Source organism: Flavobacterium sp. 9R, from assembly GCF_902506345.1.
Taxonomy (GTDB): domain Bacteria; phylum Bacteroidota; class Bacteroidia; order Flavobacteriales; family Flavobacteriaceae; genus Flavobacterium.
Genome location: NZ_LR733413.1, coordinates 672,856 through 695,475, shown reverse-complemented (window position 1 = coordinate 695,475; position 22,620 = coordinate 672,856). Strand labels below are relative to the sequence as shown.

17 protein-coding genes are annotated in these 22,620 nt (G+C 35.2%); 13 read left to right on the top strand and 4 right to left on the bottom strand.

What is annotated here, in order from left to right:
* Window positions 1–205: 205 nt before the first annotated feature.
* Window positions 206–1,276 carry an AI-2E family transporter gene (locus FLAVO9AF_RS03105; RefSeq protein WP_159684118.1) on the bottom strand — a complete coding sequence of 357 codons (1,071 nt, stop codon included), beginning with the start codon at window positions 1,274–1,276 and terminating at the stop codon, window positions 206–208.
* A gap of 283 nt (window positions 1,277–1,559) precedes the next feature.
* Here FLAVO9AF_RS03105 and FLAVO9AF_RS03100 point away from each other — a divergent pair, with 283 nt between their 5' ends.
* Both FLAVO9AF_RS03100 and FLAVO9AF_RS03095 read left to right on the top strand, forming a co-directional pair.
* Window positions 1,560–2,987: an L-serine ammonia-lyase gene (locus tag FLAVO9AF_RS03100; RefSeq protein WP_159684116.1), complete on the top strand. Its 1,428-nt coding sequence runs from the start codon at window positions 1,560–1,562 to the stop codon at window positions 2,985–2,987.
* A gap of 5 nt (window positions 2,988–2,992) precedes the next feature.
* Window positions 2,993–3,364 carry a DUF2809 domain-containing protein gene (locus FLAVO9AF_RS03095; RefSeq protein WP_159684114.1) on the top strand — a complete coding sequence of 124 codons (372 nt, stop codon included), beginning with the start codon at window positions 2,993–2,995 and terminating at the stop codon, window positions 3,362–3,364.
* 133 nt (window positions 3,365–3,497) lie between these two features.
* Here FLAVO9AF_RS03095 and FLAVO9AF_RS03090 read toward each other — a convergent pair whose 3' ends face one another.
* Both FLAVO9AF_RS03090 and FLAVO9AF_RS03085 read right to left on the bottom strand, forming a co-directional pair.
* Window positions 3,498–3,929, bottom strand: coding sequence for a nuclear transport factor 2 family protein (locus tag FLAVO9AF_RS03090; RefSeq protein ID WP_159684111.1), 432 nt, complete (start codon window positions 3,927–3,929; stop codon window positions 3,498–3,500).
* A 2-nt stretch (window positions 3,930–3,931) separates the two neighbouring features.
* Window positions 3,932–4,435 (bottom strand): hypothetical protein, encoded by a 504-nt coding sequence (locus tag FLAVO9AF_RS03085; protein WP_159684109.1) that lies wholly within the window; start codon window positions 4,433–4,435, stop codon window positions 3,932–3,934.
* Between the two features lie 151 nt (window positions 4,436–4,586).
* Here FLAVO9AF_RS03085 and panB point away from each other — a divergent pair, with 151 nt between their 5' ends.
* The 7 genes from panB to FLAVO9AF_RS03050 all read left to right on the top strand — a co-directional run bounded on the left by panB (window position 4,587) and on the right by FLAVO9AF_RS03050 (window position 14,053).
* Entirely contained in the window at window positions 4,587–5,405 is an 819-nt protein-coding gene (panB, locus tag FLAVO9AF_RS03080) for a 3-methyl-2-oxobutanoate hydroxymethyltransferase (RefSeq protein WP_159684107.1), read from the top strand.
* Between the two features lie 6 nt (window positions 5,406–5,411).
* Window positions 5,412–6,101, top strand: coding sequence for an RluA family pseudouridine synthase (locus FLAVO9AF_RS03075; protein WP_064714732.1), 690 nt, complete (start codon window positions 5,412–5,414; stop codon window positions 6,099–6,101).
* A gap of 71 nt (window positions 6,102–6,172) precedes the next feature.
* Window positions 6,173–7,501 carry an aldehyde dehydrogenase gene (locus FLAVO9AF_RS03070; RefSeq protein WP_159684104.1) on the top strand — a complete coding sequence of 443 codons (1,329 nt, stop codon included), beginning with the start codon at window positions 6,173–6,175 and terminating at the stop codon, window positions 7,499–7,501.
* Window positions 7,492–8,223 carry a nitroreductase family protein gene (locus tag FLAVO9AF_RS03065; RefSeq protein ID WP_159684102.1) on the top strand — a complete coding sequence of 244 codons (732 nt, stop codon included), beginning with the start codon at window positions 7,492–7,494 and terminating at the stop codon, window positions 8,221–8,223. The genes FLAVO9AF_RS03070 and FLAVO9AF_RS03065 overlap by 10 nt, the downstream gene beginning before the upstream one ends.
* Window positions 8,174–8,998 carry a hypothetical protein gene (locus FLAVO9AF_RS03060; protein WP_159684099.1) on the top strand — a complete coding sequence of 275 codons (825 nt, stop codon included), beginning with the start codon at window positions 8,174–8,176 and terminating at the stop codon, window positions 8,996–8,998. The genes FLAVO9AF_RS03065 and FLAVO9AF_RS03060 overlap by 50 nt, the downstream gene beginning before the upstream one ends.
* 557 nt (window positions 8,999–9,555) lie before the next feature.
* Window positions 9,556–13,152, top strand: coding sequence for a PAS domain S-box protein (locus FLAVO9AF_RS03055; protein ID WP_159684096.1), 3,597 nt, complete (start codon window positions 9,556–9,558; stop codon window positions 13,150–13,152).
* A 37-nt stretch (window positions 13,153–13,189) separates the two neighbouring features.
* Window positions 13,190–14,053 (top strand): neutral zinc metallopeptidase, encoded by an 864-nt coding sequence (locus FLAVO9AF_RS03050; RefSeq protein ID WP_159684092.1) that lies wholly within the window; start codon window positions 13,190–13,192, stop codon window positions 14,051–14,053.
* A gap of 195 nt (window positions 14,054–14,248) precedes the next feature.
* Here FLAVO9AF_RS03050 and FLAVO9AF_RS03045 read toward each other — a convergent pair whose 3' ends face one another.
* Window positions 14,249–15,784: a YifB family Mg chelatase-like AAA ATPase gene (locus tag FLAVO9AF_RS03045; protein ID WP_159684089.1), complete on the bottom strand. Its 1,536-nt coding sequence runs from the start codon at window positions 15,782–15,784 to the stop codon at window positions 14,249–14,251.
* 220 nt (window positions 15,785–16,004) lie between these two features.
* On the opposite strand from FLAVO9AF_RS03045, the gene FLAVO9AF_RS03040 reads away from it, so the two are divergent.
* From FLAVO9AF_RS03040 to FLAVO9AF_RS03025, 4 genes are all read left to right on the top strand, one after another.
* Window positions 16,005–19,004: an amidohydrolase family protein gene (locus FLAVO9AF_RS03040; RefSeq protein WP_159684084.1), complete on the top strand. Its 3,000-nt coding sequence runs from the start codon at window positions 16,005–16,007 to the stop codon at window positions 19,002–19,004.
* 41 nt (window positions 19,005–19,045) lie between these two features.
* Entirely contained in the window at window positions 19,046–20,350 is a 1,305-nt protein-coding gene (locus tag FLAVO9AF_RS03035) for an amidohydrolase family protein (RefSeq protein ID WP_159690845.1), read from the top strand.
* 5 nt (window positions 20,351–20,355) lie between these two features.
* The gene (locus FLAVO9AF_RS03030) at window positions 20,356–20,730 is read left to right on the top strand and encodes a PH domain-containing protein (protein ID WP_159684080.1); all 375 of its coding nucleotides are present in this window, start codon (window positions 20,356–20,358) and stop codon (window positions 20,728–20,730) included.
* Between the two features lie 299 nt (window positions 20,731–21,029).
* Window positions 21,030–22,355 (top strand): ammonium transporter, encoded by a 1,326-nt coding sequence (locus tag FLAVO9AF_RS03025; protein WP_159684076.1) that lies wholly within the window; start codon window positions 21,030–21,032, stop codon window positions 22,353–22,355.
* The last annotated feature ends 265 nt before the right edge of the window (window positions 22,356–22,620 follow it).

Below are 22,620 nucleotides of genomic sequence, written 5' to 3'. Positions count from 1 at the left end.
TAGAAAGAAATAGACGTTTTACTATTCACATAGCTCATCTATGTGAAAAATAGTGCTATTTCTGTTTTTTTCTATGTTGATTTAGTTTAATCTATGATTCTATGTGGTTAATTCTTTTTTTTTATTTGTATTTCACCCAACGGGTAATAGATAGTATTTCTTTGCTAAGTCCTATAAATGTCTTGACAAAGGATTTTTTTTGGTGTTATTGATTTTCAGTTTCTAGCCAAGTTTGAAATAGTTTATAGCCTATGGTTAAAACTACTGCTCCCAAAAACAAGCCCAAAAATCCGCTAAATATAAAGCCTCCAATGGAACCAATAAAAACAACTGGCATTGGAACTGGTGCATTTTTACCTAACAAAATTGGTTTTAAAATATTATCAGATATCATAATGATGACAAACCAAATCGATAGTAAAATTGCTGTGGTTGAATCTGAAACGGCAAACATATAAATGGCAATGGGAATAACAATAGGTCCCACACCAATTTGCACAATAGCCAAAATCAAACAAGCAACTGCCCATAAACCTGCAAAAGGAACACCAGCAATAAAAAAGCCAAGACCCGCCATAACTGATTGAATGATAGCAACACCCAAAAATCCTTTTACTACATTCTGTATCGTCTGCACCGTTACAGTTGCAAAATGCCCTCCGTGCGCTCCAGCTAACTTTTGAAAGATTTTATTGGAAACTATCTTCAAATTCTCTGAATACGCCAATATAAATCCTGCAATAATGATGGAGATGTTGAATTGTAAAATTCCTTTGCCTACACCTGCTAGTGCCGACAATAACCAAGTTCCAACAGTAGTTACTTGTTCCGAATATTGTAAAACAGTTTCCTGAAGATTGTCCGAAGCGTGTTGCCAAATATCTAAGATGGGTCTAGCAAATGAAGGCCAATTGGCTGTAGTTTCGCCTGGAGGTGGAATTAATGGTTTCCCTGCTTGATAGGTTTTGGTCAAATAAGAAACCCCTTCATATAGTGATTCGGTAACCAAAGTACTTGGAATGATAATCACACTCAAAAGCACTAATGTCAACAAAAAAACAGGGAATTTTTTCCTTCCTCGCATCAGTTTCACAAACGATTTGTAAACGGGATACATCGCAATGGCTATTACAATGGCCCATATTAAAATCAAAATAAATGGTTGTAAAATAGCAAAACACCAAAACAAAATAATGGCTAATGCGCCTAGTCGAATAATGATATCGGTAATCTTTTCGAATTGATTTTCTTCAGAATTGGATTGTTGTTCTTCCATATGTTTCTTAATTTATAAAGTAAATATATCAATTTTAAAACATTTTCCCTTTCAAAGCTATTGTAAAAATACCCCCAAAGCGCACAAGAAAAGTAATAAGGAACACAAAAGTTGGTTCCGTTAAACAAATAATCAGCTACCCATTTTAACAGAATATTAAAAAATAATTAATATGATTATGATTTAAAAAGAATTCAACAATAGAAAACTTATTTTGATATAAAATTATGCAGATTTAGCATTGATTCGTTTATCTTTGTTTTACAAATTTTACTCTAGAATTATGGAAGAATGCATTTCTGTTTTTGATATGTTAAAGATTGGCGTAGGGCCATCTAGTTCTCATACCTTAGGTCCGTGGCGTGCTGCCGAACGTTTTCTTGAAGAATTACGTCAGGATTTTGATTTGGCCAGTATCACCAGAGTGAAAGTAGATTTGTACGGTTCGTTGTCTTTGACAGGAAAAGGACACGCCACCGATTTGGCCGTGATGTTAGGTTTAAGTGGTCAAGACCCAGAGTACATTCCGGTACAAGATATTGACGGCATCATCAAGGCCATAGAAAACAATAATTTGATTCAATTAGGCAACGAGAAAGCGCTACCTTTTTATATTTTACAAGACATTATTTTTCATAAAGAGTTTCTTCCTTTTCACGCCAATGGATTAACCTTTACCGCTTATTTTGAAAATGAAACCGAATATGCTTCCACTTTTTATTCCATTGGAGGCGGGTTTGTAGTAAAAGAAGAACGTAGCAATGCCAAAAAGAAAATCGCTATAAAATGTGCTTTTCCCTTCCCTATCAACAATGCCGCAGAATTACTAGACTACACCCAAAAAGAAAACAAAAGCATCTCTGAAATTGTATATGCCAACGAGATTTCAATGCGTCCTGAAGCTGAAGTGCACAGTGAGCTATTGCGCATTTGGCACACGATGCTAGAATGTATGTACATTGGCTGTCATTCAGAAGGCATATTGCCTGGCGGACTCAATGTTCGCAGAAGAGCTTTTGATATGCATCAAAACTTGATTGGATTATCGAATTATAATTCGCCACAATCTTGGCTAGAAGAAATTCGTAAAACCGAAGTAAAGTTTCGTCAAATTCTGAAATGGGTAAGCTGTTTTGCCTTAGCAGTAAACGAAGTAAACGCTGCTTTAGGACGTGTCGTAACAGCGCCAACCAACGGAAGTGCTGGGGTTATTCCAGCCGTATTGATGTATTATATGGTGATTGAAAACCACCAAGCCGACGAAAAACAAATCAAACAATTCTTGATGGTAGCGGGTGAAATTGGAAGTATTTTCAAAAAAGGAGCCACTATCTCGGCCGCAATGGGTGGTTGTCAAGCCGAAATCGGTGTGTCATCCGCTATGGCTGCGGGAGCTTTATGCGAAGTAATGGGCGGAACCCCAGCACAAGTATTGATGGCTGCCGAAATTGCGATGGAGCACCACTTGGGCTTAACTTGTGACCCAATAGGTGGTTTAGTTCAAATTCCGTGTATTGAGCGCAATACGATGGGCGCTATAAAAGCCATCAACGCAGCAGAATTGGCACTCGAAACCGATTCTAAAAACGCCAAAGTTCCCTTGGATAAAGTAATTGATACAATGTGGCAAACCGCAAAAGATATGAACTCAAAGTACAAAGAAACCTCAGAAGGTGGATTGGCTATAGCGGTTAATATGGCGGATTGTTAATACAAATGAAACCTCGTTTCGTATACTTTATTCTTGCCCTTCTCACGATTGTATTGGGAATTTCTTCCCGAAAAATAGTGGGTATTCCCTTGTTTATGGGTGATATTTTGTATGCCTTAATGGTCTATTTTGGTTTTCGGTGGATGTTTCTGAAAAGTAAAATACTTTGGCAAATTGGACTTCCTTTACTATTTTGCTTCGCGGTAGAAATCCAACAACTTAGTACAGCCGCAGCACTAGTGGCGATTAGAGAAACTACGTTAGGACATTATGTTTTGGGGCAAGGTTTTTTGTGGAGTGATTTGTTGTGCTACACGATGGGTATTGGGTTAGCCTATGTTGTAGACCGATTTTATATCGAAAGAATTGTGACTTAATCCTAAACTTTCTCGAAATAACGACTGCCCTAGCCCTGATGGGAACGGCATCCTGTGGCGCTGGGGTTCAGCGACACAGATACAGTGGACAGCAGGATTAGCTCCTAAAACTTCAAATAGTATTCTTTAGTATTTATTTGCGTCTCGTATCAATAATCGCTACAATTTTCCATTGTCCATTGTCTTTGTACAACGTAAAAACATTGACGCCCGAATGGCTTTTTTTCCCATTGACGTAAAATTCATAAGGTGTCCAATCGATAGCCATAGTGCCATCTATATGAATCGTATGACCTAACAATCGCTCTTCAAACTGCATTGTCGTAGGGATAGAGGCAATCGACTGATAGAATTTTGTAGCCGTTTGTGTTGAAAATTGACTGCCTTTCGCATTCTCTGCTATAGATTGCAAACCCATCTTATCGGAACACACTTTTTGAATCGCAAGTGAATCTCTAGAATGAAATCCCTTGAAAAAAGTCTCAATCGTTTGTTGTACTTCCTGATTTTGAGCTTGGGTAGTCATTCCGAACAACACCAACATTCCTAAAATAAATTTTCGCATAATTAAGTCATTAATAAGGTTTGAAAAACAAAAGAATCTCCCATATTCTCTTGGGCAATGGGCAAAAATGAATACCAAAGTAAAAAATCGAATAGATAATCTATGCTTCCATTAGAATGAATGGCGACTTTACATTGATGATTTTCTGCTTTTAAACCATAAGCCAAGAGTTCGTTCTGATTTTCATCAAAAATAACATATTCTGCCAAAGGATTGTTTCTAATTTTCAATCTAATTTTTTGTCCTTTGTACTCCAAAATAGAAGAATTAGCATACCACTTTTCGGTGTACGAACGCAAAACTACCGCCTCGTTTTCATCTTTTACAGTAATCGACGAGCTCCAAAAGCCGTTATATTCCAAGGTATATTTTTTGTCTTCGATTTCAAAAAAAGCTTTTCTTTCAAAATTGGGATAGCTAATGGTAAGATTTCCAATGACTTTGCCCGCAACTTCAAAAGAGTACTTTAGCTCCTCTTGTTTTATCCATTTTTTATCTAGGTCCATAAGAGTCAAATTTTAGATACAATTACTTTTTAATCAATCGGTTAGTAATCAAAAAATACAGAACGTTACAAGAAAAAATATAAAAAGAAGATAGTGCTCAGAAACCTATACAATTTTAGTACTTTTGCACCCAAAATTAAACACACAAGGTATGTCAGTAGCCAAAAAAGATTACAAAAGAATTACGACCAAATCCTTAATTGAGATGAAAGCCAATGGCGAAAAAATCTCAATGCTTACGGCTTATGATTACACTATGGCCAAAATAGTTGATACCGCTGGTATCGATGTTATTTTAGTAGGCGACTCTGCTTCCAATGTGATGGCAGGTCACGAAACCACTTTGCCAATTACTCTAGACCAAATGATTTATCACGCTTCTTCTGTTGTTAGAGCGGTAGAACGAGCTTTGGTAGTTGTAGATTTACCATTTGGTAGCTACCAATCCGACCCAAAAGAAGCTTTGCGTTCTTCTATCCGAATTATGAAAGAAAGTGGCGGACACGCTGTAAAATTAGAAGGAGGAAAAGAAATAAAAGAATCGATTAAGAAAATATTGAATGCTGGTATTCCAGTAATGGGACACTTGGGTTTAACCCCGCAATCCATTTATAAATTTGGAACTTATACAGTAAGAGCCAAAGAAGAAGCTGAAGCTGAAAAATTAATCGAAGATGCTCAAATGCTTGAAAAATTAGGCTGTTTTGCTTTAGTACTTGAAAAAATACCCGCACACCTAGCTGAAAAAGTAGCCAAAAGTATTGCTATTCCTGTCATTGGGATTGGTGCTGGTGGTGGTGTTGACGGTCAAGTATTAGTAATTCACGATATGTTGGGAATGAACAACGAATTCAGTCCTCGATTCTTACGTCGTTACTTGAATTTGTATGAGCAAATGACCACAGCTATAAGTGGCTATGTAAGCGATGTAAAATCGCAAGATTTCCCTAACGCTAACGAACAGTACTAAGTCCAAATGAAAATTATCTCTACCAAAAACAATCTTCAAGTCCTTCACGAAGACAATCACTTGATTGTAGTGAACAAACGAGTGGGCGATTTGGTACAAGGAGATAAAACAGGCGACAAACCACTTTCGGAAGTAGTCAAAGAATACCTTAAAGAAAAATACAACAAACCTGGAGAAGTATTTCTAGGAATAGTACATCGGTTAGACAGACCTACTACGGGAATTGTAGTTTTTGCTAGAACCAGCAAAGCGTTGACCAGAATGAATGAACTGTTTAGCAACCGAGAAACTAAAAAAACCTATTGGGCTGTGGTTAAAAACAAACCCGAAAAACCGCAAGCCCAATTGGTTCATTACCTTAAAAGAAACGAAAAAAACAATACTTCAAAAGCACATACCAAAGAAGTTCCTGATAGCAAATTGGCGAGTTTGGACTATACCATTATCAAAGAACTCACGAATTATTTTGCTTTAGAAATCAATCTACACACCGGAAGACATCACCAAATTAGAGCGCAATTAGCTGCAATAAATTGTCCAATAAAAGGCGATTTGAAATATGGTTTTGACCGAAGCAATCCTGATGGCGGCATTCATTTGCACGCGAGAAAATTGGTCTTTGTTCATCCCGTTTCAAAAGAACCCTTATCAATTACAGCACCCGTTCCAGACGATGTTATTTGGAAAGCGATTTGATTTTTGTAAAAAAAATTCTTTTTTAAGTTTTTAAAAATTAACTTGCAGTACCTAATTTCATCACTATAGAAATGAATTACAAAACAAGTTTAGCTTTTAGAAAAGAAACATTAGTAAAACTACTCAATACTATTGTGTTACTAGAAGACGAAATCGTACAAGCATTGTATAAAGATTTCAAAAAACCCGCTTTTGAAGCCGTATTGACCGAAACCAATTATGTCATTACAGAACTAAAAGACACTATAAAAAATCTCAATAAATGGGCTAAACCAGAAAGGGTATGGCCTTCAATATTAAATTTTCCTTCCACTGACTATATTTTAAGAGAACCTTACGGAAAAGTATTAATTATTGCTCCTTGGAACTATCCCTTTCAATTAGCACTTTGTCCATTGGTATCGGCTGTGGCGGCAGGAAATCAAGTGGTTTTAAAACCATCAGAGCTAACGCCAAATACTGCAGCAGTTATTAAAAAAATAATTGAAAAAGTTTTTCACGTAAGTCACGTCAAAGTTGAAAACGGTGGTGTTGAAGTAGCTCAAAAATTGCTATCGCAACGCTGGGATTATATCTTTTTCACTGGTAGTGTTCCTGTAGGTAAAGTGGTGGCCAAAGCTGCGGCAGAACATTTGACTCCAGTAACTTTAGAATTAGGCGGAAAAAACCCTTGTATCATTGACGAAACTGCCAATTTAAAACTAGCAGCTAAGCGAATTGTTTGGGGAAAATTCATCAATGCAGGACAAACTTGCATTGCTCCAGATTATATCCTGATACAAAAGGATATGAAAGACCATTTTGTTGATTTTGTGAAAATAGAATTACAAAAAGCCTACGGAGAAGACCCACAAAAATCTCCTGATTTTGCTCGAATTGTGAATGAAAAAAACTGGCTCCGATTGGTCAATATGATTGACTCACAAAAAGTCCTTATAGGCGGAGAATCCAAAATAGATGACTGCTATATCGCTCCTACACTTATTGAAGAAACTTCATTAGATAGCTTAGTAATGCAAGAAGAAATTTTTGGTCCTTTACTACCTTTACTTACTTATGACGACCCAAATGAACTTGAAGCAATAATAGGTCGTTATGAAAAACCACTCGCTTTATATGTATTTACGGAAGATAGAGCTTTTGGAAAAGAAATAATGAAAAAATACTCTTTTGGTGGCGGATGCATCAATGATACAGTAGTGCATTTTTCTAATCAAAGACTGCCTTTTGGCGGTGTAGGTCATAGTGGAATTGGAGCGTACCACGGCCGATTAAGTTTTGATGTTTTTTCACATAAAAAAGGAATTGTAAAAAAAGCCAATTGGCTAGATTTACCTATGAGATATGCGCCATACAAAGACAAATTACAATCCATAAAAAAATTATTACAATGGCTGTAGAAAAAACAGTAAGTGAGGCAATTCACTACCGAAGATCAGTTCGTGTTTTTAAAAATGAAGCTATTGATGAAGAAAAAGTAAAACAATGTTTAGGTCTAGCCACCTTAGCTGCAACTAGCAGTAATATGCAACTTTGGGAATTTTACCATATCGTAGATTCCGATAAAATTCAAAAAATAGCCAAAGCGAGTTTTGACCAAAATGCGGCAAAAACAGCCAAGCAATTAGTGATTGTTGTGGCACGTAAAGATTTATGGCGAAAAAGAAAAGAAGCCAATATTACCTTTTTGAAAACACAATTCGGCGACAAAAAGGAATCTGAATATAGCAAAAGAGAAAAATTTGCCTTGAACTACTACCAAAAAATCATTCCAACTATTTACACAGATTTTTGGGGAATTCTTGGTAGAATAAAATACCTAGCTTTTCACTGTATTGGCTTATTTAAACCCATTTACAGACAAGCACGACAAAGTGATATGCGTATTGTAGCGCACAAAAGCGCTGCTTTGGCTGCTCAAAATTTTATGATTAGTATGGCTGCCATAAATTATGATACTTGTCCAATGGAAGGTTTTGATTCATTAAGAGTAAAACACATTATTGGCTTACCCAACGGCAGTGAAATCAATATGATTATAGGCTGTGGCATTCGTGATGAAAACGGAATATATGGCGAACGCTTTAGAGTACCATTTGATCAAGTCTATTTTAAATTATAACCAACCTACAAAGAAATTACATATGCTTACCCAAAAACCAACAGAAACCAACAATTACAATAACACTTTGGATTTCGAAACTGTATTGAATCATTCTTTTGCCAATTATAAAAAAATTGCTTTATATGCTGGATTGGCACTTTTCGTGTTTACTTTTTTCTTTGTTATCTTTTTAAGTGCTGTTTCGATAAGTATCGTTGGAGCTGAAAATATTAACGAAAGATCCATGCAAAACTTTCAAAAATTGTTACTTACCAAGCCTTATGTTTGGTATTATGCTGGATTTTCAATCCTTACGACATGTCTATTGAGTCCATTTATGGCAGGTTTTTACAAAATGGCCGATGCTGCCGAAAAAGACACCTCTTTTGGTGTTTCTGGTTTGTTTTCAATCTACACTTCGCCTCTAATTGTACCTGTCGTTTCTACAACCTTTCTTATCGATTTAGCTGCAAAAGGTCTTAGTCTTGTTTTTGACGAAATCGGACTTTCATTTGTTGGAATTATTTTAACTTTAATCATCAGTTTTGTCACCCTTTTGACTGTTCCCTTGATTGTTCTAGGCAATTGCTCAACAATTGAATCGATAAAAACGAGTATAGCTATTGTTACGAAACAACCTATCGTTATTTTGATGCTAATCATTATTGCTATTCTTGGTACTTTCCTTGGTCTATTTGCTTTTTGTATTGGAATCTTTTTTACTTATCCTTTTTTAATTTCTGTAGTATACACTATGTATAATCAGGTAACTTCTACAGAAAATCTTGAATAAGTATTAAAAAAAATATTCTTTTATACATTTTTAACTATTTTAGTATATACATATGACATAATATCCTATTTTTAGCATCCTTTTTCTAGGCATAAATAAAGTACCACAAGCCCAATACTAGAATGATAGCATTGTATACCAACACTTTATATACTATCATACAGAAACTAACTCTCAAGAGTTGGTCTTTCGTTCTATGGGGTAGTGATTTAAAATCTTTATTGGGTAACGTTAGTAATAAAGATTTACAACCTTTTCTATTTATTTTTGTATTGGTTTTACTTTTATGTATCTACCAATCTTATAAGAAGATAAAAACTAATAGAGACTTACGCGGCAAAGCCTTATTAAAGTCAGAATATCGCTTGTATTTACTCCTTTTTGGCACATTTATTATCGCCTTAGAGTTACTATTTGATTTTTTTAAAGTTAGGCCAAAAAGTTTGCTTTTTCAAAATACACTTGTATCAATTCTAATTGTAACAACTTATTTTTTAGCTGAAAAATCAACTTACTTCTTCAATAATATCAAAAATATTTTTGCTGGTACTTATATAATGTATTTTATATATGTTACTTACAACGTTATTGAACAGCAAACCGATTTTATTCCAAAAGTTGCTTTTACAATAATGCTCTTTTTATCATTTGATATTTTAAAAAAATCAAAACTCTACGTTTATTTTGTTGGATTTACAATAGTGCTATTAAGTCTATTAACTCTTTTAGAAGTAATCCCAAAAATCGTAGGAATAAATCTATCGATTAATGCTTTAATAGCTATAACAGTTAATTACATCAGAAAAAAGATAGATGATACGCTATCAAAAGAAAGTAATTTCATCAAAGAAATCATCAATAAGGGAAACTCACTTACGATTGCTTGCAATTACCATGGTGAAATAGTTTATTGTAGCGAAACTATTGCTTCAATTTTAGGCTATACCCATGAAGAAGTTATGGGATACGAATTTTGGAGATTAACAGAAGATCCAGATTTTATTGGACTCCCCTATCATGATGTATTTGTTGACGGTCAGGTTTACATACGAAAACTGAAATGCAAAGATGGTTCCTATAAATTTATTCAATGGACAGATAAAAAATTTACTGATAATGTCATAGTAGGTATAGGGCAAGATGTAACCGAACAAAGAAATTTAAATAATAAATACAAAGATATTATTCAAAATGCAAATGATTTGATATTCGAAACCAATATAAGAGGAAATTTTACTTTTATCAATGACTTTTCTGTAAAAACACTTCAATACAAAGAAAATGAACTTTTAGGCAAAAATTTCATCTCCATTATTAGAGATGATTATTATGAAGAAATCAAAACATTATTCATTAGAAACACAGAATTCCCGCTAGTAGAATTCCCAATCAACACAAAGTACAATGAAAGTATTTGGATATCTCTCAAAGTAATTGTTAGAAAAGACGAAAACGGAAAAATCATTGGGTATTCCGGTATTGGTCGTGACATCACAAAAAACAAACTAAATGAACAGATAAGCAACAAAAGACAAGAAAAGATAGAATTATATAATACTACCATAAAAAACTTATTCACAGTCAATTTTAGGGATTTTGAGTACATCAATTCTATTATAAACCTAATTATCGAAAACGCAGCAACTGTATCAAATTCTAACCGAGTTAGTTATTGGAAGTACAGAGAAAAAACAATTATTTGCGAATGCATTTACTATCTAGATTCCAACTCCTTTGGGAAAAAAATTATTCTAAAAAAAGATAACTACCCCATACATACCCAAAAAATTAAACAAGGAATTCAATTGTACAAAAACAATGTCAATGAAGATATTCAATCAAATGAATTCTACGAATCCTATTACAGCATATATGATATAAAATCATCTATTGACACTCCAATTTTACTCAATGGTGAATTACTTGGTGTCCTGTCGTTTGAAACCACACACGAACAACGCAATTGGGATCAAGAGGATTTGACATTTGCCAGAACCATTGCAGATATTCTCTCTCTTGCCATAGCAACGCAAAAACAATTTGAAGCCGAAAAAAAATTACAAAAGAAAAGTGATTTACTAGCCGAAATGGCCCTATGTACAGAAAAATTCTTATTGAGTAAAAGTCTCAATGAAATGTTTACGGATACTTTTGAAATTATGGGTAATGCCACACAAGTTGACCATTTATTCTATTATGAAAAAGACCAAAATACTAAACTAATTAGCCAAAAATACAAATGGGCAAAAAAAGGAATCCCATTACAAATAACCAAATTACAAGATTTTAATGAGGAACATTTAAATGAAATAACCACAAAAGCCAAAAAGAAAAAATTACTTAAAACTAAAACTAGCAAACTCAAGAATTCTTTTTTCAAAAGATTACTTATAGATAATGAAATCAAATCTATATTGATTGTTCCCATTTTTTACAATGATGAATTTAGTGGTTTCATTGGAATGGACGATTGTACTTATGAAAGAAACTGGTCAAAAGAAGAAAGTTTTATTTTAAAAACGTTGGCAAGTAATATTTCCTATGCTTTAGAGCGAGATAAAAACGAAAAACTAATTCACAAAAGCGAAGAAAAATTCAAACTCATCGCAAACAATATTCCTGGAACTGTATATCTCTCTAAATTTGATGAATTTGCAACCAAAGTATACCTCAATGACTCAATTGAAGTCTTGACAGGCTATTCAAAATTAGATTTTTTAGAGCAAAAAATCTCCTTAATGGACCTACTTCATCCAGAAGACAAAGAACTTGTAATTGAGCATCAAAACAGAAACTTCAATGAAGGCAAACCCTATCATGACCGCTATCGCATCAAGAAAAAATCAAATGAATATATTTGGATAGAAGAGTTTAGTGACGCCATCAGAAAAGAAAATAGTATAGAATACGTTGGTGGAATTTTATTTGATATTACCAATCAAATTGAAACCGAAGCTATACTCAAAGAAAAAGAACTAGCAGAAGCAGCAAACAAAGCCAAATCGGATTTCTTAGCCAATATGAGTCACGAAATCAGAACCCCATTAAATGGTATAATAGGCTTCACCGATTTACTGATGAAAACCCATCTTAATCGCACACAAGAAAAATACATGACCACGATAAACCAATCGGCGCTCTCATTATTGGATATCATCAACGACATATTGGACTTTTCAAAAATTGAGGCAGGTAAACTTGACCTTTTTATTGAAAAACAGGAATTAATAGAAATTTTAAATCAAACTATAGATCTCATTTTCTACGAATCGAGTCAAAAAAAATTAGATCTATTTTTGAAAATTGCTCCAGAAGTACCCAAATTTGTCTGGGTAGATGCCGTTCGATTAAAACAAATTCTAATTAATCTTTTAGCCAATGCCGTAAAATTTACAGAAAAAGGAAGCATCACACTAGAGGTCCATGTAATCGCTAAAGATAATGAGGCACAACAAACCTTACGTTTTGCAATTATTGATACCGGTATTGGAATTTTAGAAAAAAATAAGAAAAAAATATTCTATGCTTTCTCTCAAGAAGACAGTTCTACTTCCAAAAAATTTGGAGGGACTGGCCTTGGACTAACCATCTCCAATCAATTATTGAGCTTGATGAATAGTAAACTTCGACTAGAAAGCCAAATCAACAAAGGAAGTACGTTTTACTTCGACATAGATCTAGAAACTTCAAACAAAATTACCACAGCAGAGACAGAGTCTAACACCAAAACAGCACAGCACAGCACAGTTATTACAAATAAAGTCAAACACGAGTTTCCCAATCTAAAAATAATGATTGTTGAAGACAACAAAATCAATATGCTCTTGCTCAAAACAATCATCAAAAACCTATTTTATGATGTAGAAATCTTTGAATTCCTAAATGGTAAAGAAGCCATAGAACAATTCGAATACCTAAATCCAACTTTAGTATTTATGGATATTCAAATGCCAATAATGAATGGCTATGAAACTACAAAAGCCATTAGAAACCTTATAAACGGCAAAAACATCCCCATTATTGCTATAACCGCTGGAACCGAGAAAGAAGAACGTAAAAAATGTTTAAAAATGGGAATGAATGACTACATCCCAAAACCTATAATAAAAGGAGTTATTGAAGAAGTAATTTTAAAATGGATTGCTAAAAATTAACTAACTTTATTCCTAAATAAATAAAAATCAACACACTATGAAATGGCAAGGAAGAAGACAAAGCGATAATATGGAAGACCGCCGAGGGATGTCTACCGGAGGGAAATCACTCGTAGGCGGAGGTATCATCGGAATTATCATTTTACTGGTCAATATTTTTGGTGGCGAAAACGCACAAATGATAACGCCTGTTTTAGAACAATTCAACAACCAATCACAAAGTGCCCCTACAGAACAAAGAGATTTAACGCCAAGCGAAATCGAAGAAGGCAAATTTGTAAAAACTATCCTAGCTGATAATGAAGATGTTTGGAATAAAATTTTTCAAGAAAATAATCTTCAATTTGAAGCTGCAAAAATTGTTCTTTTTAGCGGACAAATTGAAACCGCTTGTGGTGGAGCCAGCTCAGCCTCTGGACCTTTTTATTGCCCTGGCGACAAAAAAATCTATATGGATATGTCCTTTTTCGAGGAATTAAGAACCAAATTTGGAGCTGAAGGTGGTGACTTTGCTGTGGCTTACGTAATTGGTCATGAATACGGGCACCACATTCAGAATCTATTGGGAACTTCAACCAAAATGCGTCAACTCCAAGAAGGAAAAAGTGAAGCCGAAGCCAACAAACTATCTGTAGCCTTAGAACTCCAAGCCGATTTCTATGCGGGTCTTTGGACAAATTATAACGAAAAAACAAACGCTATGTTAGAACCCGGTGATATAGAGGAAGCCTTAAGCGCCGCACAAGCCGTAGGCGACGACGCCATCCAAAAGAAAATGCAAGGGCAAGTTGTACCCGATTCCTTTACTCACGGTACCTCAGAGCAGCGAATGTATTGGTTTCAAAAAGGATTGCAATCCGGCGATATCAAACAAGGCAACACCTTCAATTACATTCAGTAACTCTTAAAAAAACGAAAGAGCTATTTATCCTCAATAAATAGCTCTTTTTTTTGAAGCGGTATCAATAGGCTTACTTGTAAAGAGGGTACCCGTTCTCCGCTGCAATCTTTGCTGCCGAACACCGGCAACAAAGGATTTCCACTACGATCGGGGCTAAAAGGAAACAATTTGGCTTATCAATAATCATCCAAAAAATTACCCCAACCATCCCTCTCTATCCAAACTACGGTATTGTATTGCTTCGGCTATATGCAAGGACATTACGTTGGGAGACGCTTCAAGGTCAGCAATAGTTCTAGAAACTTTCAAAATTCTATCATAAGCTCTAGCCGAGAGATTCAATCGCTCCATAGCTGTTTTCAACAACTCTTTTGAAGCAGCATCCAAAGCACAAAACTCCCGAATATGCTTCGTGTTCATTTGAGCGTTATAATGAATATTTTCTAACGATGCAAAACGTTGACTTTGCAATTCTCTTGCAGCCGTAACTCGTTGTCTAATATCCACACTACTCTCAGCTTTTCTATCATCCGATAATTTCTCAAAAGGAACAGGAGTTACTTCAATATGAATATCAATTCTATCCAAAAGCGGCCCAGAAATTTTACTCAAATAGCGTTGCATTTCGTGTGGTGAAGACGTTTGAGGAGCACTAGGGTCATTAAAAAACCCACTCGGACTTGGATTCATACTCGCTACCAACATAAACGAGGAAGGATAAGTCACCGTAAACTTCGCTCTAGAAATCGTTACTTCCCTATCTTCCAAAGGTTGTCGCATCACTTCCAAAACATCCCTTTTAAACTCGGGCAATTCATCCAAAAACAATACCCCATTATGCGCCATCGAAATTTCACCCGGCTGAGGATAACTCCCACCGCCTACCAAAGCCACATTCGAAATAGTATGATGCGGACTCCTAAAAGGCCTTTGATTCATTAGTCCTACTTCTTTCAATTTGCCTGCAACACTATGAATTTTAGTGGTTTCAAGTGCTTCTCTGAGTGTCATTGGAGGCAAAATACTAGGCAAACGTTTCGCTAGCATCGTTTTTCCCGCGCCTGGAGGTCCAATCAAAATAATATTATGTCCACCAGCAGCAGCAATTTCCATACAACGCTTAATACTTTCTTGCCCCTTCACATCCGAAAAATCAAATTCAGGAAAATCTAAGGTTTTATAAAATTCTGCCCTTGTATCAATTCTCGTGGGTTCAAGCGTTCCTTTCCCTTCTAAAAAATCAATAACTTCTTGCACATTTTCAACGCCATACACATCCAATCCTGCAACTATAGCGGCTTCTTTTACATTTTGCTTTGGCAGAAAAAAACCTTTAAATCCCTCTTCTTTGGCTTTTATAGCAATGGGCAATGCACCTTTGATAGGTTGCAAACTTCCATCCAAAGACAATTCACCCATAATGACATATTCATCCAAAACAGCAGTAGAAATCTGTGAGGAAGCAACTAAAATGCCCACCGCCAAAGTCAAATCATACGCAGAACCTTCTTTTCGTAAATCGGCCGGAGCCATATTAATGGTAATCTTTTTTCCGGGCAAGGCATACCCATTATTTTTGAGGGCGGCGGCAATGCGATAACTACTTTCTTTAATAGCATTATCGGGCAATCCCACCAAATGATACCCTACCCCATTATCAATATTAACTTCTACCGTAATAGTGGTAGCTTCCACCCCAAAAACGGCACTTCCAAAAACTTTAACGAGCATATAAATAATCTTTTAAATAAAATTAAAATAAAATTCGACACTATAACAGTAATCAACTTGTTAAATTTAAAAAGTATTCTCAAAAACTTAAAAAAATAAGTCACAAAAAAATAAAATTTTAGCAAAAAAAAGTATCCGACTCGAAACAGACGTTAAAATTGAAATAGCCCTACTTAGTGTAATTAATTTTAGTATTTTTAAATAAATTAACCAACCCATTATGAAAAAACTTATAATCCTACTCTTTTTTGGTGTTTTTATAGCGAAAACTCAAGCACAAGAGTACTTTCCGAATAACGAAAGTATTCCAAACAAAAACAACTATTACACTGCGTTTACCAACGTAAAAATCTACGTTACCCCTACTCAAGTCATTGAAAAAGGAACTTTACTTATTCAAAATGGCAAAGTAGTAGCATCAGGAAACTCAGTTGCTATCCCCAAAAACGCGATGATAATTGATGCCGAAGGAAAATCAATTTACCCTTCCTTCATCGATATGTATACTAGTTTTGGTGCTGAAAAACCAAAAAGAGCGGCATCTGGCGAAAGAGGTTCTTCTTATGATACCAAACGCGCAGGCTATTATTGGAACGAAAACATTCGCTCAGAAATCAATGCTTACGAAACTTTCGCTTACGACGAAACCAAAGCTGAAGAATTATTAAAAGCCGGATTTGGTGTAGTAGGTACTCATATTCAAGATGGTATTGCTAGAGGAACTGGAGCCATAGTTGCTTTGAATAACAGCGATAAAACCAATCGAATTTTGAGCAACAAAGCCAGCCAGCACTTCGGTTTTACTCGTAGCGTAACTACCAATCAATCCTATCCTTCTTCGCTAATGGGAATGATGGCTTTGCTTCGTCAAATGTATCACGATAAAGAATGGTACAAAAATGGGAATGCCTCCAACAAAGACTTATCATTAGAAGCATTGATTGCTAACGAAAAACTAGTTCAAATTTTTACAGCAGAAGACAAATTGAATAGTTTAAGAGCCTCAAAAATTGCAAAAGAATTTGGCTTAAATTATATCCTTAAAGGAGCTGGAAATGAATTTGAACGCATTCAAGAAATCAAAAAAACGAATGCTAGTTTTATCATCCCGATTAACTTCCCAGAAGCTTACGATGTTTCAAATCCGTTCAATGCGAACCAAATGGAGTTGGCTGACTTACGTTTTTGGAATCAAGCACCTAGCAACTTAAAAGTACTATCTGAAAACGGAATTACTTTCGCATTAACTACAGACAAATTAAAAAAGATAGAGGACTTTAGAGGGAATTTATTAAAAGCCATTCAATTTGGTTTTGACCCGACAAAAGCGTTAGAAGCTTTGACTACTACTCCAGCTGCTTTACTTGGAAAAAGTAATGAAATTGGAAGCTTAAAAACAGGAAGTTATGCCAACTTCATCATTACCTCAGGAGCCATTTTTGATGAAAAAACCATAGTTTTCGAAAACTGGGTACAAGGCAATAAATATGTGATTAACGATTGGACTGTAAAAGACATTCGAGGAGAATATGATTTGACCGTAAGTAATGAAACCTATAAATTAAAAATTGAAGGAGAAGTTGCCAAACCAAAATCAGATATTACAACCGCTGATAAAAAGAAAGTAAAATCGAATTTGACTTTTGCGAATCAATGGGTAACGTTATTAATTAAATCTAATGACGATGTAAAAACCAATTTTTCAAGACTGAATGGCTTGGTAGACACTACTGAAAACTTATCTGGAAAAGCCATTTTAAACAATGGTTCAGAAGTGACTTGGTATGCCAAAAAAACTGCGCCATTTAAGATTGTAAAAGACTCAAGCGCCGTTGAAAAACCATTCGCGGTTCAGCCTGTTACTTATCCAAACATTGCATACGGAAATACTGAAATCCCAAAAGCTCAAACCTTGTTATTCAAAAATGCAACCGTTTGGACAAACGAAAAAGAAGGAATTCTAGAACAAACCGACGTATTGGTTAAAAACGGTAAAATTGCTGCTATCGGAAAAAACCTTTCTGATGGTGGAGCTACTATCATTGATGCCAAAGGAAAACACTTAACTAGCGGTATCATTGACGAACACTCTCACATTGCTATTTCGAATGGTGTAAACGAGGGAGGACACAACTCAAGTGCCGAAGTAACTATCGAAGACGTAGTGAACTCCGAAGACATTAATATTTACAGAGATTTAGCGGGAGGTGTTACTACATCACAATTACTACACGGTTCTGCTAACCCAATCGGTGGACGTTCTGCTATCGTAAAATGGAAATGGGGAATGGAACCAGAAGAATTGTTATACAAAAACCAACCCAAATTCATCAAATTTGCCTTAGGTGAAAACGTAAAACAATCCAACTGGGGTAACGCGAATCCAACTCGTTTTCCTCAAACTCGTATGGGAGTAGAACAAGTATTTACGGATTACTTTCAAAGAGCCAAAGAATACGACTTAGCTTGGAAAAAATTCAATGCAAGCGGTAAAAAAGACAAAACAAAAGCACCAAGAACCGATTTGGAATTACAAACTTTAGCTGAAATTTTAAACAACAAACGATTCATAAGTTGTCATTCTTATGTACAATCAGAAATCTTGATGTTAATGAATGTGGCGGACAAAATGGGCTTCAAAGTAAATACCTATACCCACATTCTTGAAGGATACAAAGTGGCTGACAAAATGAAAGAGCACGGTGTTGGTGCCTCAACTTTCTCTGACTGGTGGGCTTATAAATTCGAAGTAAACGATGCTATTCCACAAAACGGTGCGATTATGCACAACCACGGATTAGTAGTAGCCTACAATTCTGATGATGCTGAAATGTCAAGAAGATTGAACCAAGAAGCTGCAAAAGCGGTAAAATATGGTAATATCTCCGAAGAAGAAGCTTGGAAATTCGTGACTTTAAATCCTGCAAAATTATTACACATAGATGATAAAGTGGGAAGCATAAAAGTAGGCAAAGATGCCGATGTAGTACTTTGGAACAACAATCCTTTGTCTATTTATGCTAAAGCAGAAAAAACGCTAATCGAAGGTGTTGTTTATTTTGATAGCCAAGTTGACGAAGTTAAAAGAGCTGCAAATGCTAAAGAAAGAGCCCAATTGATTGGTCAATTATTGTTAGAAAAAAACAAAGGAATGACCACACAAGCTCCTAAGAAAACGATCAAACCTGAGTACGAATGCGATACAATGGAAGAATTGTAATCCAATCTAGTATGCACTACGAACACGAAATTTTAAAAAAGATGAACATAAAAATAGCACTTTTATTGGCCACTCTAGGTTTTTCAACACTTAGTCAAGCCCAACAAATACCTGCGCCACCACAATCTCAATCGATACTTATCCTTAATGCCACAGCACATTTAGGAACTGGTGAAGTTATAGAAAACGCAGCCATTGGTTTTAAAGACGGAAAAATTACTTTGGTAGCCAATGCCCAACAAATAAAATTAGCCAAAGATGCCTACAACACTACAATAGATGCCACAGGAAAACACGTCTATCCTGGATTTATCGTACCCAATTCAACTTTGGGATTAGTAGAAATTGACGCGGTTAAATCTTCGGATGATGAGGAAGAAATTGGAACTTTTAATCCCAACGTAAGAAGTATTGTGGCCTACACTGCCGATTCAAAAGTAATTGAAACGGTTCGCCCTAACGGAATTTTAATGGCTCAAATCACGCCAAGAGGAGGAAGAGTTTCTGGTAGTTCTTCTATTGTTCAATTAGATGCTTGGCACTGGAAAGAAGCTTTGATTAAAGAAAATGATGGTATCCATATCAATCTTCCTGCTACTTTTAGAAGAGGTGGCTGGTGGGCAGAACCTGGTTCAATCGAACCCAACAAAGAGTACAACAAACAACTTCAAGAGTTAAATGCTTTTTTCAAAAGTTCGAAAGCTTATTTAGGCGGTACCTCAGACAGCAGAAATTTAGTTACTGAAGCTACCAAAGGCTTATTCGACGGAACTCAAACCTTGTTCATTCACGCGGATGAAGAAAAACAAATTGTCGATGGTATTCAATTAGCTCTAGAGAATGGAATTAAAAAAATGGTGATTGTTGGCGGATTCGAAGCCTATAAAGCAGCGCCACTTTTGCTTAAAAATAATATTGGTGTACTTTTAAGAAGAATTCACGACCTTCCAACCAATGAAGACCAAGATATTGATTTACCCTATAAAATGGCCAAAATATTAACTGATAAAGGAATTCTGGTTGGTTTAGAAAATAGCGGAAGTAAAGAAAGAATGAGTTCAAGAAACCTTCCCTTTTTAGCAGGAACTTGTGTTGCTTATGGCTTAGATAAAGAAAAAGCGCTACAATTAATTACTTTGAATACTGCTAAATTATTAGGAATTGACCAACAATGTGGTTCATTAGAAGAAGGCAAAGATGCCACTCTCTTTATCTCAGAAGGCGATGCTTTAGACATGAGAACTAACAAATTAACCCATGCCTTTATTCAAGGGAGAATGATTAGTTTGGCGACGCATCAAACAAAACTTAGCGATAAATACAAAGCAAAATACAATCAAAAATAAACACTATGGGACTATTCAATGCCATTTTAGGAAACGCCTCTGAAGTAAATATAGAAAGTGCTTCTAAAGAATTTGAACCAATACTAATTGAAGGCGAAGAAATCGAAAAAGCCTTCCGATTAATAAAAGATATGTTTGTTTTTACCAACAAAAGATTAATACTAGTCGAAAAACAATTAGTGGGCTCAAAAGTGGATTACTTATCCATTCCCTACAAAAACATTAAAAAATTCTCAAAAGAAAGTGCGGGAATACTTGATTTGGATGCCGATTTAAAAATTTGGCTGAATAATGACAATGAACCCATTTCAAAACAATTTGGAAAAGGTGGTAATAACATCAATGAAGTATATCGCATTTTGAGTAAACATACGTTATAATATACTGTAAAAAACAAAATTAAGTAAAGGAGGTTTCTATTTAGATCCCTCCTTTTTTTATGGGAGTAAATCAAGCTCAAATTAAATTACGAATTGACTAAGTTCATGAATTTTAAAATCATTCAAAAAAATACCGATTAACAAAATGTAAAATAATCAATAAAAAATTGATACTACCCTCAAAATTTAAGGGGGTAAAATATCAATTTAGTAAAAATTAATTTTTATTTATGATTTTTTATAGGGGTTACAAATGATTTTATATTTTTAACCCATAATTAACAAAAAAACTATAAACTATGCGAAAGATTATTTTGAGTGTGATACTGATCACAATTTTGGTATTATCCGTTTTTTCAATTTATTTTCAAAGTGAAGCAACTGCATTAGGAGCACATGTTGTAGCCTTAAAATTAGACACAGGCGATACAGCTTGGATGATTGTTGCATCTGCCTTAGTATTAATCATGACACCAGGACTAGGTTTCTTCTATGGAGGTATGGTTGGAAAAAAGAATGTAATTAGTACAATGCTACAAAGTTTTATGGCAATGGTAATTGTCACTGTTTTATGGGTATTGGTTGGTTTCGGATTATGCTTTGGACCTTCTGTAGGCGGTATAATTGGTGACCCATCAAGCAACTTTATGTTTAACGGAGTAAATTCAACTACTGCATGGGAACTTGCGCCAACAATTCCTTTTATATTATTTGCTTTCTTTCAAGCTAAATTTGCAATTATTACACCTGCATTAATTACGGGAGCTTTTGCAGAGCGTGTTCGTTTCTGGGCTTACTTATTATTCATGGTTTTATTCATTTTATTCATATACGCTCCTTTATGTCATATGACTTGGCATCCTGATGGATTATTCTTCGGATGGGGAGTATTAGACTTTGCTGGAGGAACCGTAGTTCACATGAGTGCAGGTTGGGCTGCTTTGGCTGGAGCAATGTTCTTAGGCAAAAGAAAAGTACAAAAAGTTAACCCTGCTCGTATTACTTATGTATTATTAGGAACAGGTTTATTATGGTTCGGATGGTTCGGATTCAATGCAGGTTCTGCTGTTGGAGCTAGCGGTTTAGCTGCTCAAGCTTTAGGAACAACAACTGTAGCTGCTGCTGCTGCTGCAATGGCTTGGGTTTTCTTAGATAAAATATTAGGTCATAAATTATCAGCAATGGGTGCTTGTATTGGTGCAGTTGTAGGATTAGTTGCTATCACACCAGCTGCTGGTTTCGTAACTATTCCTAGTGCAATTGCTATCGGTATTATTGCGAGTATTGTTAGTAATTTCGTTTGCAGCAAATTCCCTAAAGGAAAAATTGATGATGCTTTGGATGTATTTGCTTGTCACGGTGTAGGTGGTATGGTAGGAATGCTTTTAACTGGTGTTTTTGCTTCAAAATCTGTGAACTCAATTGTTGGTGACAACCAAGGATTAATCTACGGTGACGCTACCCTATTCTTAATCCAATTGAAAGCTTTAGTATTGGTTTCTATCTTTGCTTTTGCTGCTTCTTATGCTTTATTCTTTATTGTAAACAAAATCACTCCTTTGCGTGTAAGTGAAGATAAAGAAGAATTAGGATTAGATATTACTCAACACGGAGAATACCTATAAAAAATACCCGCCCCAAATTAAAAAATGGCTGTTTCTTTTGAGACAGCCATTTTTTTTATTCTTCTGTGAAATGGTAAATCTATTATAAATAAAGAATCCCTCTTTCTCTAATTAAACTAACAAGATTAAAATAACCCAAAATCAACATTCACAAGACACATCCACTGAAAAAAAACAATAACTCCTTCATAAAAACCATAAGTAAAAGTTGGTTTTAGCCATAAAAAAACCTCCAAACTAGTTTGGAGGTAATTACAAATGAAAG

Coding starts and splice junctions, on each gene's coding strand:
- FLAVO9AF_RS03105 (WP_159684118.1), bottom strand. CDS start 1,276: ATGGAAGAACAACAATCCAATTCTGAAGAAAATCAATTCGAAAAGATT.
- FLAVO9AF_RS03025 (WP_159684076.1), top strand. CDS start 21,030: ATGCGAAAGATTATTTTGAGTGTGATACTGATCACAATTTTGGTATTA.
- FLAVO9AF_RS03035 (WP_159690845.1), top strand. CDS start 19,046: ATGAACATAAAAATAGCACTTTTATTGGCCACTCTAGGTTTTTCAACA.
- FLAVO9AF_RS03040 (WP_159684084.1), top strand. CDS start 16,005: ATGAAAAAACTTATAATCCTACTCTTTTTTGGTGTTTTTATAGCGAAA.
- FLAVO9AF_RS03045 (WP_159684089.1), bottom strand. CDS start 15,784: ATGCTCGTTAAAGTTTTTGGAAGTGCCGTTTTTGGGGTGGAAGCTACC.
- FLAVO9AF_RS03055 (WP_159684096.1), top strand. CDS start 9,556: ATGTATTTTATATATGTTACTTACAACGTTATTGAACAGCAAACCGAT.
- FLAVO9AF_RS03065 (WP_159684102.1), top strand. CDS start 7,492: ATGGCTGTAGAAAAAACAGTAAGTGAGGCAATTCACTACCGAAGATCA.
- FLAVO9AF_RS03085 (WP_159684109.1), bottom strand. CDS start 4,435: ATGGACCTAGATAAAAAATGGATAAAACAAGAGGAGCTAAAGTACTCT.
- FLAVO9AF_RS03090 (WP_159684111.1), bottom strand. CDS start 3,929: ATGCGAAAATTTATTTTAGGAATGTTGGTGTTGTTCGGAATGACTACC.
- FLAVO9AF_RS03095 (WP_159684114.1), top strand. CDS start 2,993: ATGAAACCTCGTTTCGTATACTTTATTCTTGCCCTTCTCACGATTGTA.
- FLAVO9AF_RS03060 (WP_159684099.1), top strand. CDS start 8,174: ATGGCGAACGCTTTAGAGTACCATTTGATCAAGTCTATTTTAAATTAT.
- FLAVO9AF_RS03070 (WP_159684104.1), top strand. CDS start 6,173: ATGAATTACAAAACAAGTTTAGCTTTTAGAAAAGAAACATTAGTAAAA.
- FLAVO9AF_RS03030 (WP_159684080.1), top strand. CDS start 20,356: ATGGGACTATTCAATGCCATTTTAGGAAACGCCTCTGAAGTAAATATA.
- FLAVO9AF_RS03100 (WP_159684116.1), top strand. CDS start 1,560: ATGGAAGAATGCATTTCTGTTTTTGATATGTTAAAGATTGGCGTAGGG.
- panB (WP_159684107.1), top strand. CDS start 4,587: ATGTCAGTAGCCAAAAAAGATTACAAAAGAATTACGACCAAATCCTTA.
- FLAVO9AF_RS03075 (WP_064714732.1), top strand. CDS start 5,412: ATGAAAATTATCTCTACCAAAAACAATCTTCAAGTCCTTCACGAAGAC.
- FLAVO9AF_RS03050 (WP_159684092.1), top strand. CDS start 13,190: ATGAAATGGCAAGGAAGAAGACAAAGCGATAATATGGAAGACCGCCGA.